At 69.4% G+C, this 15,593-nt stretch carries 14 protein-coding genes and 1 pseudogene; 10 read left to right on the forward strand and 5 right to left on the reverse strand.

The annotated features are described in order from the left end of the window. Positions 1–197 precede the first annotated feature (197 nt). Together ACGFZW_RS15830 and ACGFZW_RS15835 are read left to right on the forward strand one after the other, a co-directional pair. Positions 198–3,407, forward strand: a complete 3,210-nt coding sequence (locus ACGFZW_RS15830) for an alpha-L-rhamnosidase (RefSeq protein ID WP_393893693.1) — start codon at positions 198–200, stop codon at positions 3,405–3,407. A gap of 298 nt (positions 3,408–3,705) precedes the next feature. Beyond that, positions 3,706–4,497 carry a methyltransferase domain-containing protein gene (locus tag ACGFZW_RS15835; RefSeq protein ID WP_393893694.1) on the forward strand — a complete coding sequence of 264 codons (792 nt, stop codon included), beginning with the start codon at positions 3,706–3,708 and terminating at the stop codon, positions 4,495–4,497. Positions 4,498–4,531: 34 nt separating this feature from the next. Here ACGFZW_RS15835 and ACGFZW_RS15840 read toward each other — a convergent pair whose 3' ends face one another. Further along, positions 4,532–4,930, reverse strand: a complete 399-nt coding sequence (locus ACGFZW_RS15840) for a VOC family protein (protein ID WP_393893695.1) — start codon at positions 4,928–4,930, stop codon at positions 4,532–4,534. A 92-nt stretch (positions 4,931–5,022) separates the two neighbouring features. On the opposite strand from ACGFZW_RS15840, the gene ACGFZW_RS15845 reads away from it, so the two are divergent. Further along, a complete protein-coding gene (locus ACGFZW_RS15845) occupies positions 5,023–6,033 on the forward strand; it encodes a helix-turn-helix transcriptional regulator (RefSeq protein WP_393893696.1) in 1,011 nt (336 codons plus the stop codon). Positions 6,034–6,446: 413 nt separating this feature from the next. Beyond that, complete coding sequence (locus ACGFZW_RS15850; RefSeq protein WP_393894103.1) at positions 6,447–7,211, forward strand: thioesterase family protein; 765 nt, start codon at positions 6,447–6,449, stop codon at positions 7,209–7,211. Between the two features lie 108 nt (positions 7,212–7,319). Here ACGFZW_RS15850 and ACGFZW_RS15855 read toward each other — a convergent pair whose 3' ends face one another. Further along, complete coding sequence (locus tag ACGFZW_RS15855; RefSeq protein ID WP_393893697.1) at positions 7,320–7,853, reverse strand: GNAT family N-acetyltransferase; 534 nt, start codon at positions 7,851–7,853, stop codon at positions 7,320–7,322. A gap of 326 nt (positions 7,854–8,179) precedes the next feature. Then, positions 8,180–9,592 (reverse strand): MFS transporter, encoded by a 1,413-nt coding sequence (locus ACGFZW_RS15860; RefSeq protein ID WP_393893698.1) that lies wholly within the window; start codon positions 9,590–9,592, stop codon positions 8,180–8,182. A 687-nt stretch (positions 9,593–10,279) separates the two neighbouring features. Between ACGFZW_RS15860 and ACGFZW_RS15865 the strand changes: the two genes are divergently transcribed. Together ACGFZW_RS15865 and ACGFZW_RS15870 are read left to right on the forward strand one after the other, a co-directional pair. After that, complete coding sequence (locus tag ACGFZW_RS15865) at positions 10,280–10,510, forward strand: hypothetical protein (RefSeq protein ID WP_393893699.1); 231 nt, start codon at positions 10,280–10,282, stop codon at positions 10,508–10,510. Between the two features lie 185 nt (positions 10,511–10,695). Then, complete coding sequence (locus tag ACGFZW_RS15870; RefSeq protein WP_393893700.1) at positions 10,696–11,274, forward strand: Type-2Aa cytolytic delta-endotoxin; 579 nt, start codon at positions 10,696–10,698, stop codon at positions 11,272–11,274. Positions 11,275–11,663: 389 nt separating this feature from the next. Here ACGFZW_RS15870 and ACGFZW_RS15875 read toward each other — a convergent pair whose 3' ends face one another. Then, positions 11,664–12,290: a TetR/AcrR family transcriptional regulator gene (locus tag ACGFZW_RS15875; protein ID WP_393893701.1), complete on the reverse strand. Its 627-nt coding sequence runs from the start codon at positions 12,288–12,290 to the stop codon at positions 11,664–11,666. Positions 12,291–12,388: 98 nt separating this feature from the next. Between ACGFZW_RS15875 and ACGFZW_RS15880 the strand changes: the two genes are divergently transcribed. Continuing rightward, complete coding sequence (locus ACGFZW_RS15880) at positions 12,389–13,432, forward strand: aldo/keto reductase (protein WP_393893702.1); 1,044 nt, start codon at positions 12,389–12,391, stop codon at positions 13,430–13,432. Between the two features lie 102 nt (positions 13,433–13,534). Then, positions 13,535–13,726, forward strand: a pseudogene (locus ACGFZW_RS15885) (IS982 family transposase); the annotation flags it as partial. Here ACGFZW_RS15885 and ACGFZW_RS15890 read toward each other — a convergent pair. Next, positions 13,689–14,246 (reverse strand): DUF3291 domain-containing protein, encoded by a 558-nt coding sequence (locus ACGFZW_RS15890; RefSeq protein ID WP_393893703.1) that lies wholly within the window; start codon positions 14,244–14,246, stop codon positions 13,689–13,691. The pseudogene ACGFZW_RS15885 and the gene ACGFZW_RS15890 sit on opposite strands and share 38 nt — an antisense overlap. A 430-nt stretch (positions 14,247–14,676) precedes the next feature. Here ACGFZW_RS15890 and ACGFZW_RS15895 point away from each other — a divergent pair, with 430 nt between their 5' ends. Together ACGFZW_RS15895 and ACGFZW_RS15900 are read left to right on the forward strand one after the other, a co-directional pair. Then, the gene (locus ACGFZW_RS15895; RefSeq protein ID WP_393893704.1) at positions 14,677–14,820 is read left to right on the forward strand and encodes a hypothetical protein; all 144 of its coding nucleotides are present in this window, start codon (positions 14,677–14,679) and stop codon (positions 14,818–14,820) included. 11 nt (positions 14,821–14,831) lie between these two features. Continuing rightward, a complete protein-coding gene (locus ACGFZW_RS15900; protein WP_393893705.1) occupies positions 14,832–15,554 on the forward strand; it encodes an SAM-dependent methyltransferase in 723 nt (240 codons plus the stop codon). Positions 15,555–15,593: the final 39 nt, after the last annotated feature.

Here is a 15,593-nt window from a genome sequence, read left to right on the forward strand (position 1 = left end):
GAAACAACACCCACAACTCATCCGGAACCAACCGCTCAACCAGATCCGTCATGCACCGCTCAACGAGCCAACGAGCCATAAGAAACGGCTTCTAAGGCCCATGGACTCCATGACCAACCTCTTGACGGATTACCCCTGCGTCTCTAGCTTCCCTCTGTGAAACGATTCACTGTCGAGTCATTTACGGAGACCCGAGCGTGATCAGCAGAAGACGACTGCTCAGCACGACCACAACGGCCGCACTGGCCACCGCACTTACCGCCTCTGTCGCGCGAGCCGACGCGCCGGACGCGCCCTCCGCCCCCGCGACCACCGGAGATCCGCTGCGCGTCACCGCACCCACCGTCGAGTACACAAGGAATCCCCTGGGTCTCGACGTGCAGCGCCCCCGGCTGAGTTGGCACCTGTCATCGGATGCGGAGGGCCGGGCCCAGAGCGCCTACCAGGTGCGGGTCGCCACCACCCCGGGCCGCCTCGCGAAGCCCGACGTCTGGGACAGCGGCAAGGTCGCGTCCTCGGACTCGGTCCTCGTGCCGTACGACGGCCCCGCCCTGGCATCCCGTACCCGCTACTACTGGTCGGTCCGGGTCTGGGATTCCGACGGCAGGGCCTCGGGGTGGAGCGAGCCGTCGTGGTGGGAGAACGGTCTGACCGCCGCGTCCGACTGGTCGGCCCGCTGGATCGGCGCGCCCGCCGCGCTGGTCGGGGCCCCGGCTCTGGACGACGCCTCCTGGATCTGGTTCCCCGAGGGTGATCCGGCGAGCAGCGCCCCTGCGGCGACCCGCTGGTTCCGGGGCCGTGTCGACGTCCCCGACGGTGTGGTCCGGGCACGCCTGGTGGTGGCCGCCGACGACGGCTGCACGACATATGTGAACGGCACGCGTGTCGCGCACACGGACGCGGACGGCGCCGCGGACAACTGGCGCCGTCCCGTCGTGGCGGACGTGACGGACCTGCTGCGCGGCGGCCCCGCGGTGATCGCTACCGCGGCGACCAATGAGACCGAGGGGCCCGCTGGTCTCCTCGTCGCGCTCGAACTGATGGCGTCGGACGGCACCGTGAGCACCGTCGCGACCGACGCCACGTGGAAGGCACTCGACAAGGAGCCGTCGGGCGGTTGGGAATCGGCCGACCACGACGACGCCTCCTGGCCGGCGGCCAAGGTGGCCGCCGCGTGGGGGTCCGGCCCCTGGGGCAAGGTGGCTCCCGCCTACGCCCCCGCCGCTCAGCTGCGCCACGAGTTCCGCCTCAAGCCGAAGGCCGTCGCGCGCGCCCGCCTGTACTCGACCGCACTGGGCCTCTACGAGGCGTATCTGAACGGCGAGCGGATCGGCGACGACCGGCTCGCGCCGGGCTGGACGGACTACCACAAGCGTGTCCAGTACCAGACGTACGACGTGACGAAGCTGGTCGCCTCCGGCGCCAACGCGCTCGGCGTGACCCTCGCCGCTGGCTGGTACGCGGGCAACATCGCCTGGTTCGGGCCGCATCACTACGGTGAACGCCCCGCGTTTCTCGCCCAGTTGGAAGTCACCTACACCGACGGCGCGACCGAGCGCGTGCTGTCGGGGACCGACTGGCGCGCCGCGACAGGGCCGATCACGAACGCCGACCTGATGTCGGGTGAGGACTACGACGCCCGCCTGGAGACCGCCGGCTGGACGCGCCCCGGTTTCGACGCTGCGGGGTGGGTCGCCGCCGACGCGGTCGACAAGATGGATGCCGCCGTCGTGGCCGAGGTCGGCGGCCCCACGCGCGTCGAGCGTGAGGTCTCCGCCCGCAAGATCACCGAACCCGAGCCCGGCGTCTTCGTCTTCGACCTAGGGCAGAACATGGTGGGCGCGGTACGGCTCACCGTCTCCGGCAAGGCGGGCACCACCGTCCGGCTACGTCATGCGGAGGTCCTCAACCCCAACGGCTCGATCTACACGACGAACCTCCGCACGGCCCGTGCCACCGACACGTACACCCTCAAGGGCGAGGGCAAGGAGACATACGAGCCGCGCTTCACGTTCCACGGCTTCCGCTATGTCGAGGTCACCGGCTACCCGGGCAAGCCGCCGCTCGACGCCGTCACGGGCCGGGTCATCCATACGTCGACGCCCTTCACCATGGACTTCTCGACGAACCAGCCGATGCTCAACCAGCTGCACAGCAACATCACATGGGGACAGCGCGGCAACTTCGTCTCCATTCCCACCGATACACCCGCCCGCGATGAACGCCTCGGGTGGACCGGCGACATCAACGTCTTCGCCCCGACGGCCGCCTACACCATGGAATCGGCCCGGTTCCTCACCAAGTGGCTGGGTGATCTGCGCGACGGGCAGTCGGACGACGGAGCGTTCACCGACGTGGCGCCCTTCATCGGCACGGTCGGGAAGGGTGTGGCGGGCTGGGGCGACGCAGGAGTGACCGTGCCCTGGGCGCTGTACCAGGCATACGGGGACACCCGCGTCCTCGAACAGTCCTGGTCCTCGATGCTGAAGTGGCTGGCCTACCTGGAACAGCACAGCAGCGGCTTCCTGCGTCCTGCCGAGGGGTACGGCGACTGGCTCAACATTCAGGACGAGACCCCCAAGGACGTCATCGGCACGGCCTACTTCGCGCACGCCGCCGACCTCGTCGGGCGGGCCGCCGAGGCACTGGGCAAGGACCCGGCGCCGTACGCGTCGCTGTTCCGCAGCGTGCGCGACGCCTTCCGCGCGGCGTACGTCACCGACGGCGGACGGGTGAAGGGCGATACGCAGACCGCGTACGTCCTGGCCCTGTCCATGGACCTGTTGGCGGACGCGGACCGTGGCCCGGCCGCCGACCGCCTCGTCGAACTGATCAAGTCCAGGAGCTGGCATCTGTCGACGGGCTTCCTCGGTACGCCCCGCCTGCTCCCCGTGCTCACCGCGACGGGCCACAACGACGTCGCGTACCGGCTCCTCACCCAGCGCACCTTCCCCAGCTGGGGCTATCAGATCGACCGGGGAGCGACCACGATGTGGGAGCGCTGGGACTCCATCAAGCCGGACGGCAGTTTTCAGGACGCCGGGATGAACTCGTTCAACCACTACGCGTACGGATCCGTGGGCGAGTGGATGTACGCGAACATCGCGGGCATCGCCCCGGCGGCGCCGGGCTTCGCCAAGGTCTTGATCCGGCCGCGTCCCGGCGGCGGTGTCACCGGCGCGGAGGCGAGGTTCGACTCCGTCCGCGGCCCGATCACCACGCGCTGGACCACGGGTGACGAAGGGTTCCGACTCACCGTCGAGATCCCCGCCAATGCGACCGCCGAGGTGTGGGTCCCGACGGACAAGACCTCGGAAGCAACCCACGGCGGCACGAAGTTCCTGCGGACGGAGGACGGCTGCGCCGTGTACGCGGCGACGTCGGGTACGCACCACTTCGCGGGCTGAGCCGATCCCGCCAAGGTGTTGATGGGCTGCGCGATGACCGGCGGCACAGCATGGAAGCCGTGAACCGGAACCTGTGAGGCAGCCGTGACAGGGGCGGCCACCCAGGTCGGCGATAGGCCGTTCCGGGCTCGCGGAATCTCCGGCTCACGCTTCGCGGTCTTCGCGCAGCCCGTGCAGCCCCCCGTGGCCGCCACCCGTACAGCCCTTCCGTGTCGCCCCCCGCACACCGCGGCGCTACGGTCGCTGCACACCCCGGTCAGGGCCGGCGCAGTCCGCGGCACGCGCGGGAGGGCATTCGATGAATACCTGGATCACTCCCACCCACGGCGAAGATCTTGCCGAGGTGTATGCCCGCCACAGCAGCACACTGCGTGGGGCCCTCCGCCATCACCTGGTGGACCGTGCCCTGACCGAGCACCTGGCGGACGCGCGCCCGCAGCGGGTGCTCGACATCGGCGGTGGCACCGGCGTGCAGGCCCGGATGCTGGCAGAGCGCGGACATGAGGTCACCGTGCTCGATCCGGACGAGGAGATGCTGAACAAGGCGCGCCTGGCCTGGCAGCGGTACTCCGCGAGCGTCTCGGGCTCGGTCGGCTTCCTCCACGGCGTCGGCGAGCGGGCGCCGCAGTGCGCCGGCACCGGATGGGATGCCGTGCTGTGCCACGGCGTGCTGATGTACCTGGAGGACCCCGCCCCGTTGCTACGGGCGCTCGCGAGGTGCGTGCGGCCCGGCGGCCTGGTCTCCGTCCTCGCCAAGCAGGCCGCCGCCCTGGCCATGCGGCGGGGGCTGCAACGGGACTGGGACGGTGTGGTGGAGGCGCTGCACACCACGGCGGAGCTCAGCAACCTCGGTGCGATCAGCCGCAGTGTGGACCGCGCCGTCGTCCTGCGGGTCCTGGCGGAGCACCGTATCCACCTCCTGCACTGGTACGGCGTTCGGGTGTTCACCGACCATCTAGGCGACGAGCCCGTCGGCGAGGACTTCGACCAGGTACTGGAAGCGGAGTGGGCTGCCGGGCAGGTCGACCCCTACCGACGCGTCGCTCGCCACTACCACCTCATCGCCCGCGCGGAGTCGGACAGCGCCTGATCGTCGACACCGGCGGGCGACCGTGCCCCCGGCGTCACACCGCGAACTTCTCGAGGGCGGCCGGGGCGACGGGGGTGAAGAAGTTGACGAGGTTGCCGTCGGGGTCGCGGAACAGCAGCGACCGGTTGCCCCAGGGCATCGTGGTGGGCTCGGTGACGAAGTCGGTGACGAAACCGGTCAGGTTCTGGTGAACGCGGTCCACGTCGGCGACGCGGAACTCGGTGATCACGCTGTGGTTGTCCGCCGGGCGGGCCGAGCCCGGGGCGAACAGCGGGACGGTGCGGGTGCCGGCGATCGCGAGGGTCGCGTTGGGGGTCTTGAGTTCGGCGAAGTCCTCGGTGGCCCATGTCGCCTGCACCCCGGTGGCTCGTTCGTAGAACTCGACGAGGCGCGCCACGTCGCTGGTGATGATGCGGATCGAGACGAAGTCCATGGTGATCTCCTTGGCCGGTGAAGTGGCTGCACGACGCAGGCTAGGAGAAATAGCGGACAGAATCGGTCCTGTATTCGCATTAGGCTGTGCACATGCCTCGACCCACCGGCCGCGTGCTGACACTCCTGGAGCTACTGCAATCGGGCGGCACCCGGACGGTGGCCGAACTCGCCGACCGACTCGGCGTCGAGGGGCGCACCGTGCGGCGGTATGTGGGCCAACTGATCGACCTCGACGTGCCCGTGGAGTCGGTGCGCGGCCGCTACGGCGGGTACCGGCTCGCCCCCGGCTACCGGTTGCCCCCGCTCATGCTCGGCGACGACGAGGCCCTGGCCGTGCTGCTCGGCCTGGTCGCAGGCCGCCGATCAGGGTTGATGACGGCGGGTCATACCGCGAGCGAGACGGCGTCGGCCAAGATCCGGCGGGTGCTGCCCAAGCATGTCGCTCGCCGGCTCGAAACACTCCTGGAATCCCTCGCCTTCACCGATGAGGCCGGTGAGTTCGCCACTCCGGACGCAGGGGTCCTGCTCGCCCTCGCCGATGCGGTACGCCACCGCCGACCGGTTTCCCTCAGATACGCCGACCGCGACGGCCGACGCAGCGAACGCACACTGCACGCCTACGGGATCGTCGCCCACTCGGGCCGGTGGTACGTCACCGGCACGGACCCCGAGATCGGTGAGGACCGGACCTTCCGGCTCGATCGCATCGCGGACGCGAGAACCCTCCCCGGCTCGTTCGAGGCACCCGTGGGTCCCGATCCCGCCCAGCGCGTGTTGTCAGGGTTCGCCACTGCTGAGTACCGGCACGAGGTGACCCTGCGGATCCACGGGACCGTTGAGCAGATCCGCGCCCACCTTCCCGCCGGCATCGCGAACCTGGAGGAGCACGCGCCCACGGCGGACGAGGACGGGGCGACCGAGCGCTGGCTGCGCGTGGAGCTACGGGCGGAGCGGCTCGACTGGTTGCCTCCGGTACTCGCCTCACTCGACCGGCCGTTCGTCATCGAGCGCCCCGATGAGCTGCGCGACCTCGTCATCGCGCTCGCCGAACGCCTCGCGTCCCACGCCCGCCGGTCTGACTGCGAGGAACCGATGCCATGAGACGGCGCGGTCGACGTGCAGGGCGTGGTCAACGACCGCACGCATCCGCGCTCACGAGTCTGCCTTGATCTTCTTCATGGTGAGAGGGGATTCAAGGCGCAGGATGGCAGGCAGGCCGCTCCCTGGCCGCGCACTTCCCGGCTGTAGCCGGTGTCAGAGATGGGCTGTGGTCCTGCCGTTGACGATGGCCGTTGGCTGCCCTGGCGGTCACCATCGGTGTGCACCTGTGGCGCCGCAAGGCCCTGCTGAGCAGCCTTGCAGGCACCGCCGTACATGTGGCCCTGGCCAGCACGGTATTCGCGCACTGAACGGCACCCGTACGGCGCGTACGGCACGCGTCCTTCTACCATCGCAGCGACCCCAACCCCCGGAAGGCCGAGCCCCCGTTGAGTACCCCCACCTACTTCGCACCCATGGACGAGCACCGCTACAAGCCCACCACCCATGCGAGCGGTGCGTGGGATCCGGACGAGCAGCACTTCAGCCCGCTCGCCGGCCTGATCGTGCACGCCATCGACCGCCACCTCGCCGCACACCCGGACACCGGCCTGAGGCTTTCCCGCATCAGCTTCGACATCCTCGGCCGCCTCGCTCTCGACGAGTGCGAGGTCCAGGTGGAGACCATACGGCCGGGCCGCACCATCGAACTTCTCGAAGCCGTCGCGCTCATCGCCGGACGCCCCGTCGTGCGGGCCAGGGCCTGGCTTCTCGCCGACAACGACACCACCGCCGTCGCAGGCGGCGGCGCCACCCCGCTGCGCTCTCCCGAGACGCTCGATCCCTGGCCGATGACGTCCGTATGGCCCGGCGGATACATCGCCTCCCTGGACGTGCGCCCGCTTGCGCCCCCTCAGCCGGGCCGCACGACGGCCTGGATCTCCACCCGCCTCGGCCTCGTCGCTGGGCAGCCCGTCAGCCCGCTCGCGTCGTTCGTCGCGCTCGTTGACACCGCCAACGGCATCGCCGTACGACAGCCGCCCACCGCCTGGATGTTCCCCAACGTCGACCTCACCATCCACCTCCACCGCAGGCCCGAGGGCCGCTGGACCGGTCTCGACACCACCGTCACCTTCGGCCCCACCGGCCAGGGAGTCACCAGCACCGTCCTGCACGACCTCGCCGGACCCGTAGGACACGCCCAACAGATGCTCACCGTCCGCCCCCTGCCCGCCGCTTGAGGCATACGAAGAGCCGGACCGGCACCCTTCGACTCAGTCCCCCGAGGGTGCTTCCGCTGGTACCTCTCGCCGTAGAAGCACTTCGTCACACCGCCGGTGACACCTCGGTCACAGGGGGAACGAGAGCAGCCGCACCGTTCCGGTCGGCCAGTTCGCTCCGTCGTGGAGCGCCGTGACCATGGTCCGCAGCGGCATCAGCACGGGCCCTTGAGCCTGCTCGACGTGGACCTCCTGCTCCAGCGCCCGCCATCCGAGCCGGCCGTAGAGGGGGACGAGAGCGTCCCGGCAGAAGAGGAGCCCGTGCGCAGGGCCCAGGGTTCGTGCGTGGTCCAGGGCCGCGCTGATGACCTGCCGGGCCAGGCCGTGCCCCCGCACATCGGGTGCAACGGCCACCCCGCCGACGCCGACCACTTCGGTGCCGACACCACCGATCGATAGCGGCAGTCTGCGGAGGCCGGCGTGCGCCACGAGGCGGCCACCCAGCCTGACGCCGAAGTGGTCCTCCTTGGGCAACCAGGTGAGGCCCGTGGACGCGACGCCGAACGGATCTGCGCCGTCACCGAGGATCTCGTTCTGCTCGGTCTGGGTGTATCGCGTGAGCCGTATCGCGGCCGGCGGCGAGGTTGACATGTGATCAGCCATGTCCGCATGATCCTTCACCTCCCGGCTCCTGCTCAACCGGGAGCGCTCAGCCTCACCGAAGGACGCGAAGAGTGAAGGCGACGCCGCGACGCCGCCGCTGCGGAACGCGGTCTCGTCTGTGTCCACCTCGGATGCGTGCTCGCCGACTCCGAGGTGGACTCGCACGCTGGTGTGGTCCCGACGGTATCGGCGGCCAGGTCGAGCGCCGGCATTTTGTCGGCCGTCGCATCACAGCGACCGGCCCGGCTGCCCGGCTCACTCTCAATTGCACGCTTTTCGGGATGAGTTCAACACTTCGGTATCCGATCCTGCCGGTACGTCGCCGTTCAGTCGGTGAGGTGGTGGGGTTCCTTCCGGGGGATGCAGAGGACAGCGAGGACGGCGGCCGTGACATACGCGACCGCGCCGACGGCCATGCTGGTGCGCAGTCCGGTGGCGAAGCCGGCCGTGGTGGTCAGCAGTGAGCCTCCCAGCGCGACGCCTGCGGCACTGCCGATCTGGCGGGTGGTGTTGAAGAGGGCGGAGGCGGTGCCGGAGTAGGCGTCCGGGGCGGCCGACATCACGGTGGAGGTCGCTCCGGTGAGGGCGAAGGACGTGCCGAAGCCCGCTGCCATCATCGGCCCCACGAGCAGAAGGTAGTGCGGATCGGCGCCGGCGGCGGCCCACCCGGCCAGTCCGGCCGCCCCCAGCGTCATACCGGTGATCACGAGCGGGCGGTGTCCGGTGCGGCGTGCCAGTCGTCCGGACAGGACGGAGGCGAACATCGTCATGGCCACGGCCGGGAAGAGAGCGATGCCGGTGCGCAGCGCGGTCAGGCCGCGGTAGTGCTGGAAGTACAGGCTTGCGGTGAAAATCATGCCGTAGAAGGCGAAATTGAACAGCAGGCCGATGACCGCGGCCCCGCTCATGGGGCGGGAGCGCAGCAGAGGCAAGGGCAGCACGGGGGAGCGGGCGAAGCGCTCGCGCAGGACGAACGCGACCACCGCCAGCACGCACAGACCGGCCCCGGTGAGGATCAGTGGGTCGGCCCAACCCCGTCGTCCGGCCTCGTTGAGGACTGCGGTGAGCAAGGCCACCGCGGCGACGAGCGCGCACTGGGCCGGCCAGTCCACGGGACGGTCCGTGCGCCGGGGAGAAACGGGCACGCGGCGCAGCGTCAGCAGCAGGCAGGCGCATCCCACGGGCAGATTGATGAAGAAGACCCAGCGCCAGCCCACCGTGGTGACCAGGAGACCGCCCAGCAGGGGCCCGGCCGAGGCGGCGATGCCGGCCATGGAGCCCCACAGGCCGAAAGCCCTGGAGCGTTCGGCGGGTTCGGGATAGGCCTGTTGGAGGAGAGCCAGGGAGCCGGGCACGATCAGCGCCGCGCCCAGTCCTTCCAGCAGCCTGGCGGCGATCAGGGTGCCGGTGCTCCGGGCCAGCCCGCAGCCGGCCGAGGCGAGGGTGAACACCACCACGCCGGTGCAGAAGATCCGGCGGTTGCCCAGCCGGTCTCCCAGCGCGCCGCCGGTGAGCAGCAGACCGGCGAAGACGAGGGTGTAGCCGTCCGTGATCCACTGGATGTCGGTGAGCGAGGCGGACAGGTCCCGTCCCACCACGGGAACGGCGACGTTGATGACGGTCACGTCCAGGATGACCATGAAGTAGCCCGCGCAGACCGCGAGAAGCGGGGCCCGCGACCGGCCCGGGCCCGCGGGCCCCTTCGGACGATCGGCCTGGGGGCTACCGGCGTGCACCATGGCGACACGGTATTGCCGAAACGCACCCGTCCCACGGCTTTGAGCAGTCCGGCGGCGCGCCGGTCGTGCACGCCGCGCCGCACCGCCAACGGTGCCGTTCGGGACGCCGGTTCCTGCTCGGAGAAGGAACATCCTTGGACCTCAGGAGCATGCGTGCCGGTGTCAGGGGCCGTCTCCATGCTCCGGTCGTATGAGTGAGAACAGGCTTGAGTCGCTGCTGGAGAACGGCTTCACCGACCGTCTCGGGGAGCGAGGCAGGAGGCTGCTTGCGCGCCGGGCGCTGCTCAAGTCCGTGGGGGAGACGCCGGTTCACGGGCTGCCGACAGCCTGGTGGTTCGCGGTGCCGGGCGAGAGTGACGAAGGACTGTTCGATGCTCTGGACGTGTACGACCGGATACCGGTCACCCTCCGCGAGGGGGAGGACGTCCTGGATCTGCCGTCCCGTCCGGGAGCGGACCGGGTCTTCGTCACGCCGGAACTCGGCGGATGGCGGCTGATCTACGGGGGCCTTCAATCCGTGGTCGGCTACAGCTGGGACGGCATGATGGGCGCTGTGCAACGGCTGAGCCTGCGGTGCGGAGAGGCGCAGATGTTCCTGGAGGACATCGCGGGCGGTGCCGACATCTGGGTGGTCGCCGAGAAGGGCACATCCGGCGCCGTTACGCACGCGAGAGCGATCCGGAGTGGGTGGGTGAGCCGCTCGCGTGGGAGACGCGGGCCGTCGATGACGAGGACTTCGACCCGGACTTCGACGAGGCCGAGCCGAATGAGGGCACGGAGAGTGCCATGTCGGCGTGCGAGTACCTGTCGGTGCACCCCGGCATCGACGCGGACACCCGGATATGTGGGCACGGCTGGCCGGCTCTGAGCGCACCGAACGTGGGCCACAAGGGGATGGTGGCTCTTGCCCGCTCCTGATTCAGGCGCCGCGGTCGCCGTTGGGCGGTTCGCCTCCCGTGAGTCGGGCCCGGCCGGGGTGCTCTCCTCGGCGTTCTGCGGCCGGTGGCGTTCCGGCGTCGTCCGCACACCGGGACGCCACTGCACCGGCCGAAGCCTGCTCGGCATACTGCCTCTCTTGATTATCGCGACACGCAGGAGGAGCTTTGGCCGGCAATTTCAAAACCGTCATCGACGTGGGCACGGACCATGTCGACCAGGCCCGGGCCATCGACCGGGTGTTCCAGGAGGCGATTGCCCCGGCGACCGTCAACTTCGACTTCGGCAACATCAGGGAGGCAGCCGCCGCGATACCCGGCGGTGTGATCGTCAAGACGGTCGTTGGCTGGGGGCTTCAGGAGTACGCCCCGATCATGGTGATGGTGCTCTCCTTGAAGGAGGCTGTGCGGCAGGCTCTGCCGGATTCGTTCGCCGACGCTTCCTTCTGGGGCACGATCGAGGAGGAGTTGGTGCGCGCCTTCACCGGCCTCGCCGCGCAGGAGGGTGAGCCGGGGCTCTCGTACTACGAGGAAGGCGAGGAACACACCAGCTTCTACCGGGACCTGTTCTTCGCCCTCCAGGACGAGGAGACCGGCGCGGGGGTGTACGCCATCGCCTTCTGCGTGGATGCCACCATCGGCCTGGAGAAGACGCGGGTCGGTGCCCTGGAGATCTCGGATGTCGCCGAGTTCGCGCTGAGACTCAACGCGATCGTGGTGCGCCAGGAGCTGCAGCCGGTGTCCTGACTGCCGCCTGAGGGGCAGTCACCCTTCCGGCCCGCCGTCCCGGGCCGGCTGATCCGATAGCGATCCGCAGCTTTCAGCTGTGCGGTAGCCGGACCGTTGTGCCCAGGTCTGCACGGGCGTCCGGTGGTAACCCGTTGACCAGCCCCGGTAATGAACCCGGGAAGAAGTGACCTCGACGCCGGGCAGGCTGATGGCGTGCCGCCGTTGCCGTCGTGGCCACAAGAGCGGCACCTTACGGGATGTCAGGTCCCTCCCTCACGAGTCACCGTCCCGTCCGACGGGGAGTGTGCCGGACGGCGCCCCGTCCGACTCGTCGCCACCTCCATCGCAGGCGCTGGTGCGGACATCGCCCGGCGTGCCACCTGCTTCGCGCACCGGCTCTTCGCGCGTCATCCGCTTCCCACGTGCCGGACATACGCACCGGCCCGTGCCGCTGTGAACGCTGCCTGCGCGGCGCGCTGTGCGTCGCTCTCGTCCAGGGGGAGGTGCGTGGTGAGGAGCTGGTAGTAGAGGGGCGCGGATACGGCCCGTACGACCGCTTGCGGGTCGGTGTTCTCGGGCACCTCCCCCCGCTCGGCGGCCTGCTGCACGCAGGATGCCCATTCCTGGACGCGGATCTCGTAGAAGCGGTGCAGGGCCTGGGCGGTTTTGGTGTCGCAGGTGGCGGCGGCGAGGACGGCTTTGAACAGTGCGCCCTGGCGAGGGTCGGCCAGGGTGCGGCATACGAGATCGGCGTTGGCCTTGAGGTCTTCGAGCAGTGAGCCGGTCTCGGTGCGGGGCAGCGACTGCTCGGCCATGTCTGCCAGCAGGTCGGCCACCAGGCCGGTCACGGTGCCCCAGCGGCGGTAGACGGTCGTCTTGCCCACCTCCGCACGGCGCGCGACGTCGGCGAGGTCGAGCCGCGCGAAGCCCCCTTCGGCCAGTGCGTCTCCGGCTGCCCGCAGCACCGCGGCCCGCACTCGCGCCGTGCGTCCGCCCGGGCGCAGCGTCCCCGGGTCGGCACTCTCGGAATCCATAACGGCACTCCTGTTCCATTTAGTGTCGGGGCTCTGTTACGGTCAATACATCTTAACGGAACGGGCGACCCATTAGCTCGTCGGGGAAGGGAACAGTCATGGAGTACAGGCAGCTCGGCGCTTCCGGGCTCAAGGTGCCCGCTCTCAGCTTCGGCACCGGCACCTTCGGCGGTCAGGGCCCCCTCTTCGGAGCCTGGGGCGACACGGACGCCCAGCAGGCGCGCCGGCTCGTCGACATCGCGCTGGACGCCGGCATCACCATGTTCGACACCGCGGATGTGTACTCCGCCGGCGCCTCCGAGGAAGTCCTGGGACAGGCCATCAAGGGCCGTCGGGACGAGGTGATCATCTCCACCAAGGCGGGGCTGCCGATGGGGGACGGCCCGGGCGATGCGGGCACCTCCCGTACACGGCTGATCCGGGCGACCGAGGATGCGCTGCGGCGTCTGGACACCGACCACATCGACCTCTTCCAGCTCCATGCCTTCGACGCGGCCACCCCGGTCGAGGAGGTGCTCGCCACGCTGGACCAGCTCGTACGCGCAGGAAAGATCCGCTACGCCGGCGTCTCCAACTTCTCCGGCTGGCAGCTGATGAAGTCCCTCGCCGCGGCGGACAAGCACGGTCACCCGCGCTACGTCGCCCACCAGGTCTACTACTCCCTCATCGGTCGCGACTACGAATGGGAACTGATGCCCCTCGGTCTCGACCAGGGCGTAGGAGCGGTCGTATGGAGCCCACTGGGCTGGGGCAGGCTCACCGGCAAGATCCGGCGCGGTCGTCCGCTGCCCGAGCGCAGCCGTCTGCACGAGACCGCCGACTACGGCCCGCCGGTGGAGGATGAGCTCCTCTTCCGCGTGGTCGACGTCCTCGCGGAGATCGCGGAGGAGACGGGCCGCACCATTCCGCAGATCGCCCTCAACTGGCTGCTGCGGCGCCCGACCGTTTCGTCCGTCATCATCGGCGCCCGCGACGAGACGCAGTTGCGCCAGAACATCGACGCGGTCGGGTGGGAGATGACCGGCGAACAGGCCGCCCGCCTCGACGCCGCGAGCGCCAAGCCCGCGCCGTACCCGTACTTCCCCTACGAGCGGCAGGAGGGCTTCGCCCGTCTCAACCCGCGCCCGGCTGGCATCGCCTAGATGATTCATTGCAGCTGGACCCTGCGAGACCGGAACGAAGGTGTCCAAGATCGTTCTGTGACGAACAACCTGGACACCCTCGCGACGGCACTCCAGTGGCCGGGTGCGCATCTCTTCAAGCCTCTGCGGCAGGTCATCGCGTCGATCAACGAGACCTTCAAGGGCCGGCTCGACCTCGAACGCCACCGCGGACGCACACCCAACGGCGTCATCGCCTGCGTCATGCAGCGCATCCTCGCGCTTTCAGGCTTCCTTGTCAGCGAACCTGGTCGCTCTTCGGCCCGATGCCTTTGATCCTGGTCGGAGTTCCGTCCGGGGTGAACGAGTGGTGGAAGGTGAAGGCGTGCGGCGCGGGGCCGTGGTCGTGGAGGTGTTGCAGCCTGGAGACCCCGTCCTGCCAGGTGGGTATTACGTCGTCGGAGACCCACCAGAACGCGTAATTCGGGTGTCCTATCCTCTCGAACCAGTCGTAACGCCTGTTCAGCGCCTCACGGTGCAGACCGGTGTAGATGGCGTCGAAGGCGGGGCGCAGGTCGGTCCAGAGTGAGAGGGTCGCGGCCAGGGCGGTGGTTTCCGCCGTACGGCCCTTGCCGTACCAGGCCGGTACAGCGAACTCTCCCCATGCGCCCCAGTCCGCCTCGAAGAGCGCGCCCCGGTCGCCGTCCGCCACTTCGGCATGAGCAACGTACCCGGGGTGCTGACTGATCTTCCGGTAGACGGCCTCACCGATGTCGTAGAACTCGCGCGTGAGAGGTGCGGGATCGGCGAGAGGTGACTTCAGGACGCCGAATGTGTACAGAGCAAGATGGGGCATGCGTCTCTCCCTGGTTGGGGGTGCCTGGTATGGACCCGGTTCGGTGGCTTACGCATGGGGCGGGGATTCGTGAGGCGCGACCAACTCATCCCGTCACGGGTGGCTCAGCCTGAGGGAACCCCGGTGCGGCCGTGGGCGATTGCCGAAGACCAGGTGAAGGTAGCTGCCTCTGCGGGCCGTGTCGAAGTTGCGTTTTCCCTGCCCAAGTGGCCTCCTGCACAGGTCCTTGCGGGAGCTGGGGCGGTGGCCCTGCCTGCCGTCGGGGAAGTCCGCATCGGCCCAGCAGCTGCGGAGGAGCGTATCGACGGCTCCGCTCAAGCTGGTGTGCCGGGGCATCGACCGGATTGGATGACGCAGCGACCGGGGTCGCTGTCAAAGGACAACTGACTCCTTGGAATAGATCCTCCAGGGAGTGTCCGGTGGGCCCTCCGTGTCATTCGCCGGGGCCTTCGTCGCCGAGCGGCTCAGGGGTGAATGCGGCGGCGAGGAGCGGGACATGGGCGTGGGCGGAGTGTGGCGCACCGAGGAAATGGAGGTGCGTGCGGTCGTCGGCGGTGCCAGGCTGCGCCGGTGAACAGTGAACAGATGTCGAGAATCGCTCATGCCGATCACCCGATCAAGTCGCCGCTCGACGACGATTCGGTGCGCCAACTGCTCGACCACGGGATCTCGCGTGCCGACGCGCGCGTGCTCGATCTGGGCTGCGGAGGAGGGGAGTGGCTCCTTCGAGCCCTGAGCGCCGGCCCGCGAGTGCGGGCCGAAGGCGTCGACATCTCGGAAGAGGCCCTGGCGCAGGCCCGTGAAGCCGCGAGCAGCGGCAGCCTCCAAGAGCGCCTGGTCCTCCACCACGCGTCGGCCGCCGACTTCACCTCTCCGCACCCGTTCGACCTGGTGCTCAGCGTAGGGGCCGCCCATGCCTTCGGCGGCTTGCTGCCCACTCTCGCGGCGGCACGCGAGCACCTGGCTCCTGGCGGACGCGTCCTGGTCGGTGACGGGTTCTGGGAGAAGGAGCCCTCGCCGGAAGCCGTTGAGATGCTCGGCGACTTCGCCGACCTGGCAACCACCTTGGACCGCGTGGCCGCAGACGGGTGGACGCCGGTCCATGGCCACGTCAGCACACGCCGGGAGCTGGACGACTACGAGTGGGCGTGCTGGGGGTCGCTGGCTTCGTGGGCCCTGGACCATCGCGATGATCCGGACAGTTCCGAGGCCCTCGCGACAGCCGCCACCCGCCGCTCCGAATGGCTGCGCGTCTACCGGGACACTTGGAGCTTCGTCTGCCTTGTCCTGCGCCGCACGTCCGACTGACCCGCACCGGCTCGCTGCGTCGGCCCGGCTGTGGTCGCG

The organism is Streptomyces sp. NPDC048248, assembly GCF_043201875.1.
Classification (GTDB): Bacteria; Actinomycetota; Actinomycetes; order Streptomycetales; family Streptomycetaceae; genus Streptomyces.

Bases quoted from the DNA above. Each gene is read 5' to 3' on its own strand.
- ACGFZW_RS15900 (WP_393893705.1), top strand. From the start codon at position 14,832: ATGTCGAGAATCGCTCATGCCGATCACCCGATCAAGTCGCCGCTCGAC.
- ACGFZW_RS15855 (WP_393893697.1), bottom strand. From the start codon at position 7,853: ATGGCTGATCACATGTCAACCTCGCCGCCGGCCGCGATACGGCTCACG.
- ACGFZW_RS15890 (WP_393893703.1), bottom strand. From the start codon at position 14,246: ATGCCCCATCTTGCTCTGTACACATTCGGCGTCCTGAAGTCACCTCTC.
- ACGFZW_RS15875 (WP_393893701.1), bottom strand. From the start codon at position 12,290: ATGGATTCCGAGAGTGCCGACCCGGGGACGCTGCGCCCGGGCGGACGC.
- ACGFZW_RS15840 (WP_393893695.1), bottom strand. From the start codon at position 4,930: ATGGACTTCGTCTCGATCCGCATCATCACCAGCGACGTGGCGCGCCTC.
- ACGFZW_RS15860 (WP_393893698.1), bottom strand. From the start codon at position 9,592: ATGGTGCACGCCGGTAGCCCCCAGGCCGATCGTCCGAAGGGGCCCGCG.
- ACGFZW_RS15835 (WP_393893694.1), top strand. From the start codon at position 3,706: ATGAATACCTGGATCACTCCCACCCACGGCGAAGATCTTGCCGAGGTG.
- ACGFZW_RS15845 (WP_393893696.1), top strand. From the start codon at position 5,023: ATGCCTCGACCCACCGGCCGCGTGCTGACACTCCTGGAGCTACTGCAA.
- ACGFZW_RS15850 (WP_393894103.1), top strand. From the start codon at position 6,447: ATGGACGAGCACCGCTACAAGCCCACCACCCATGCGAGCGGTGCGTGG.
- ACGFZW_RS15880 (WP_393893702.1), top strand. From the start codon at position 12,389: ATGGAGTACAGGCAGCTCGGCGCTTCCGGGCTCAAGGTGCCCGCTCTC.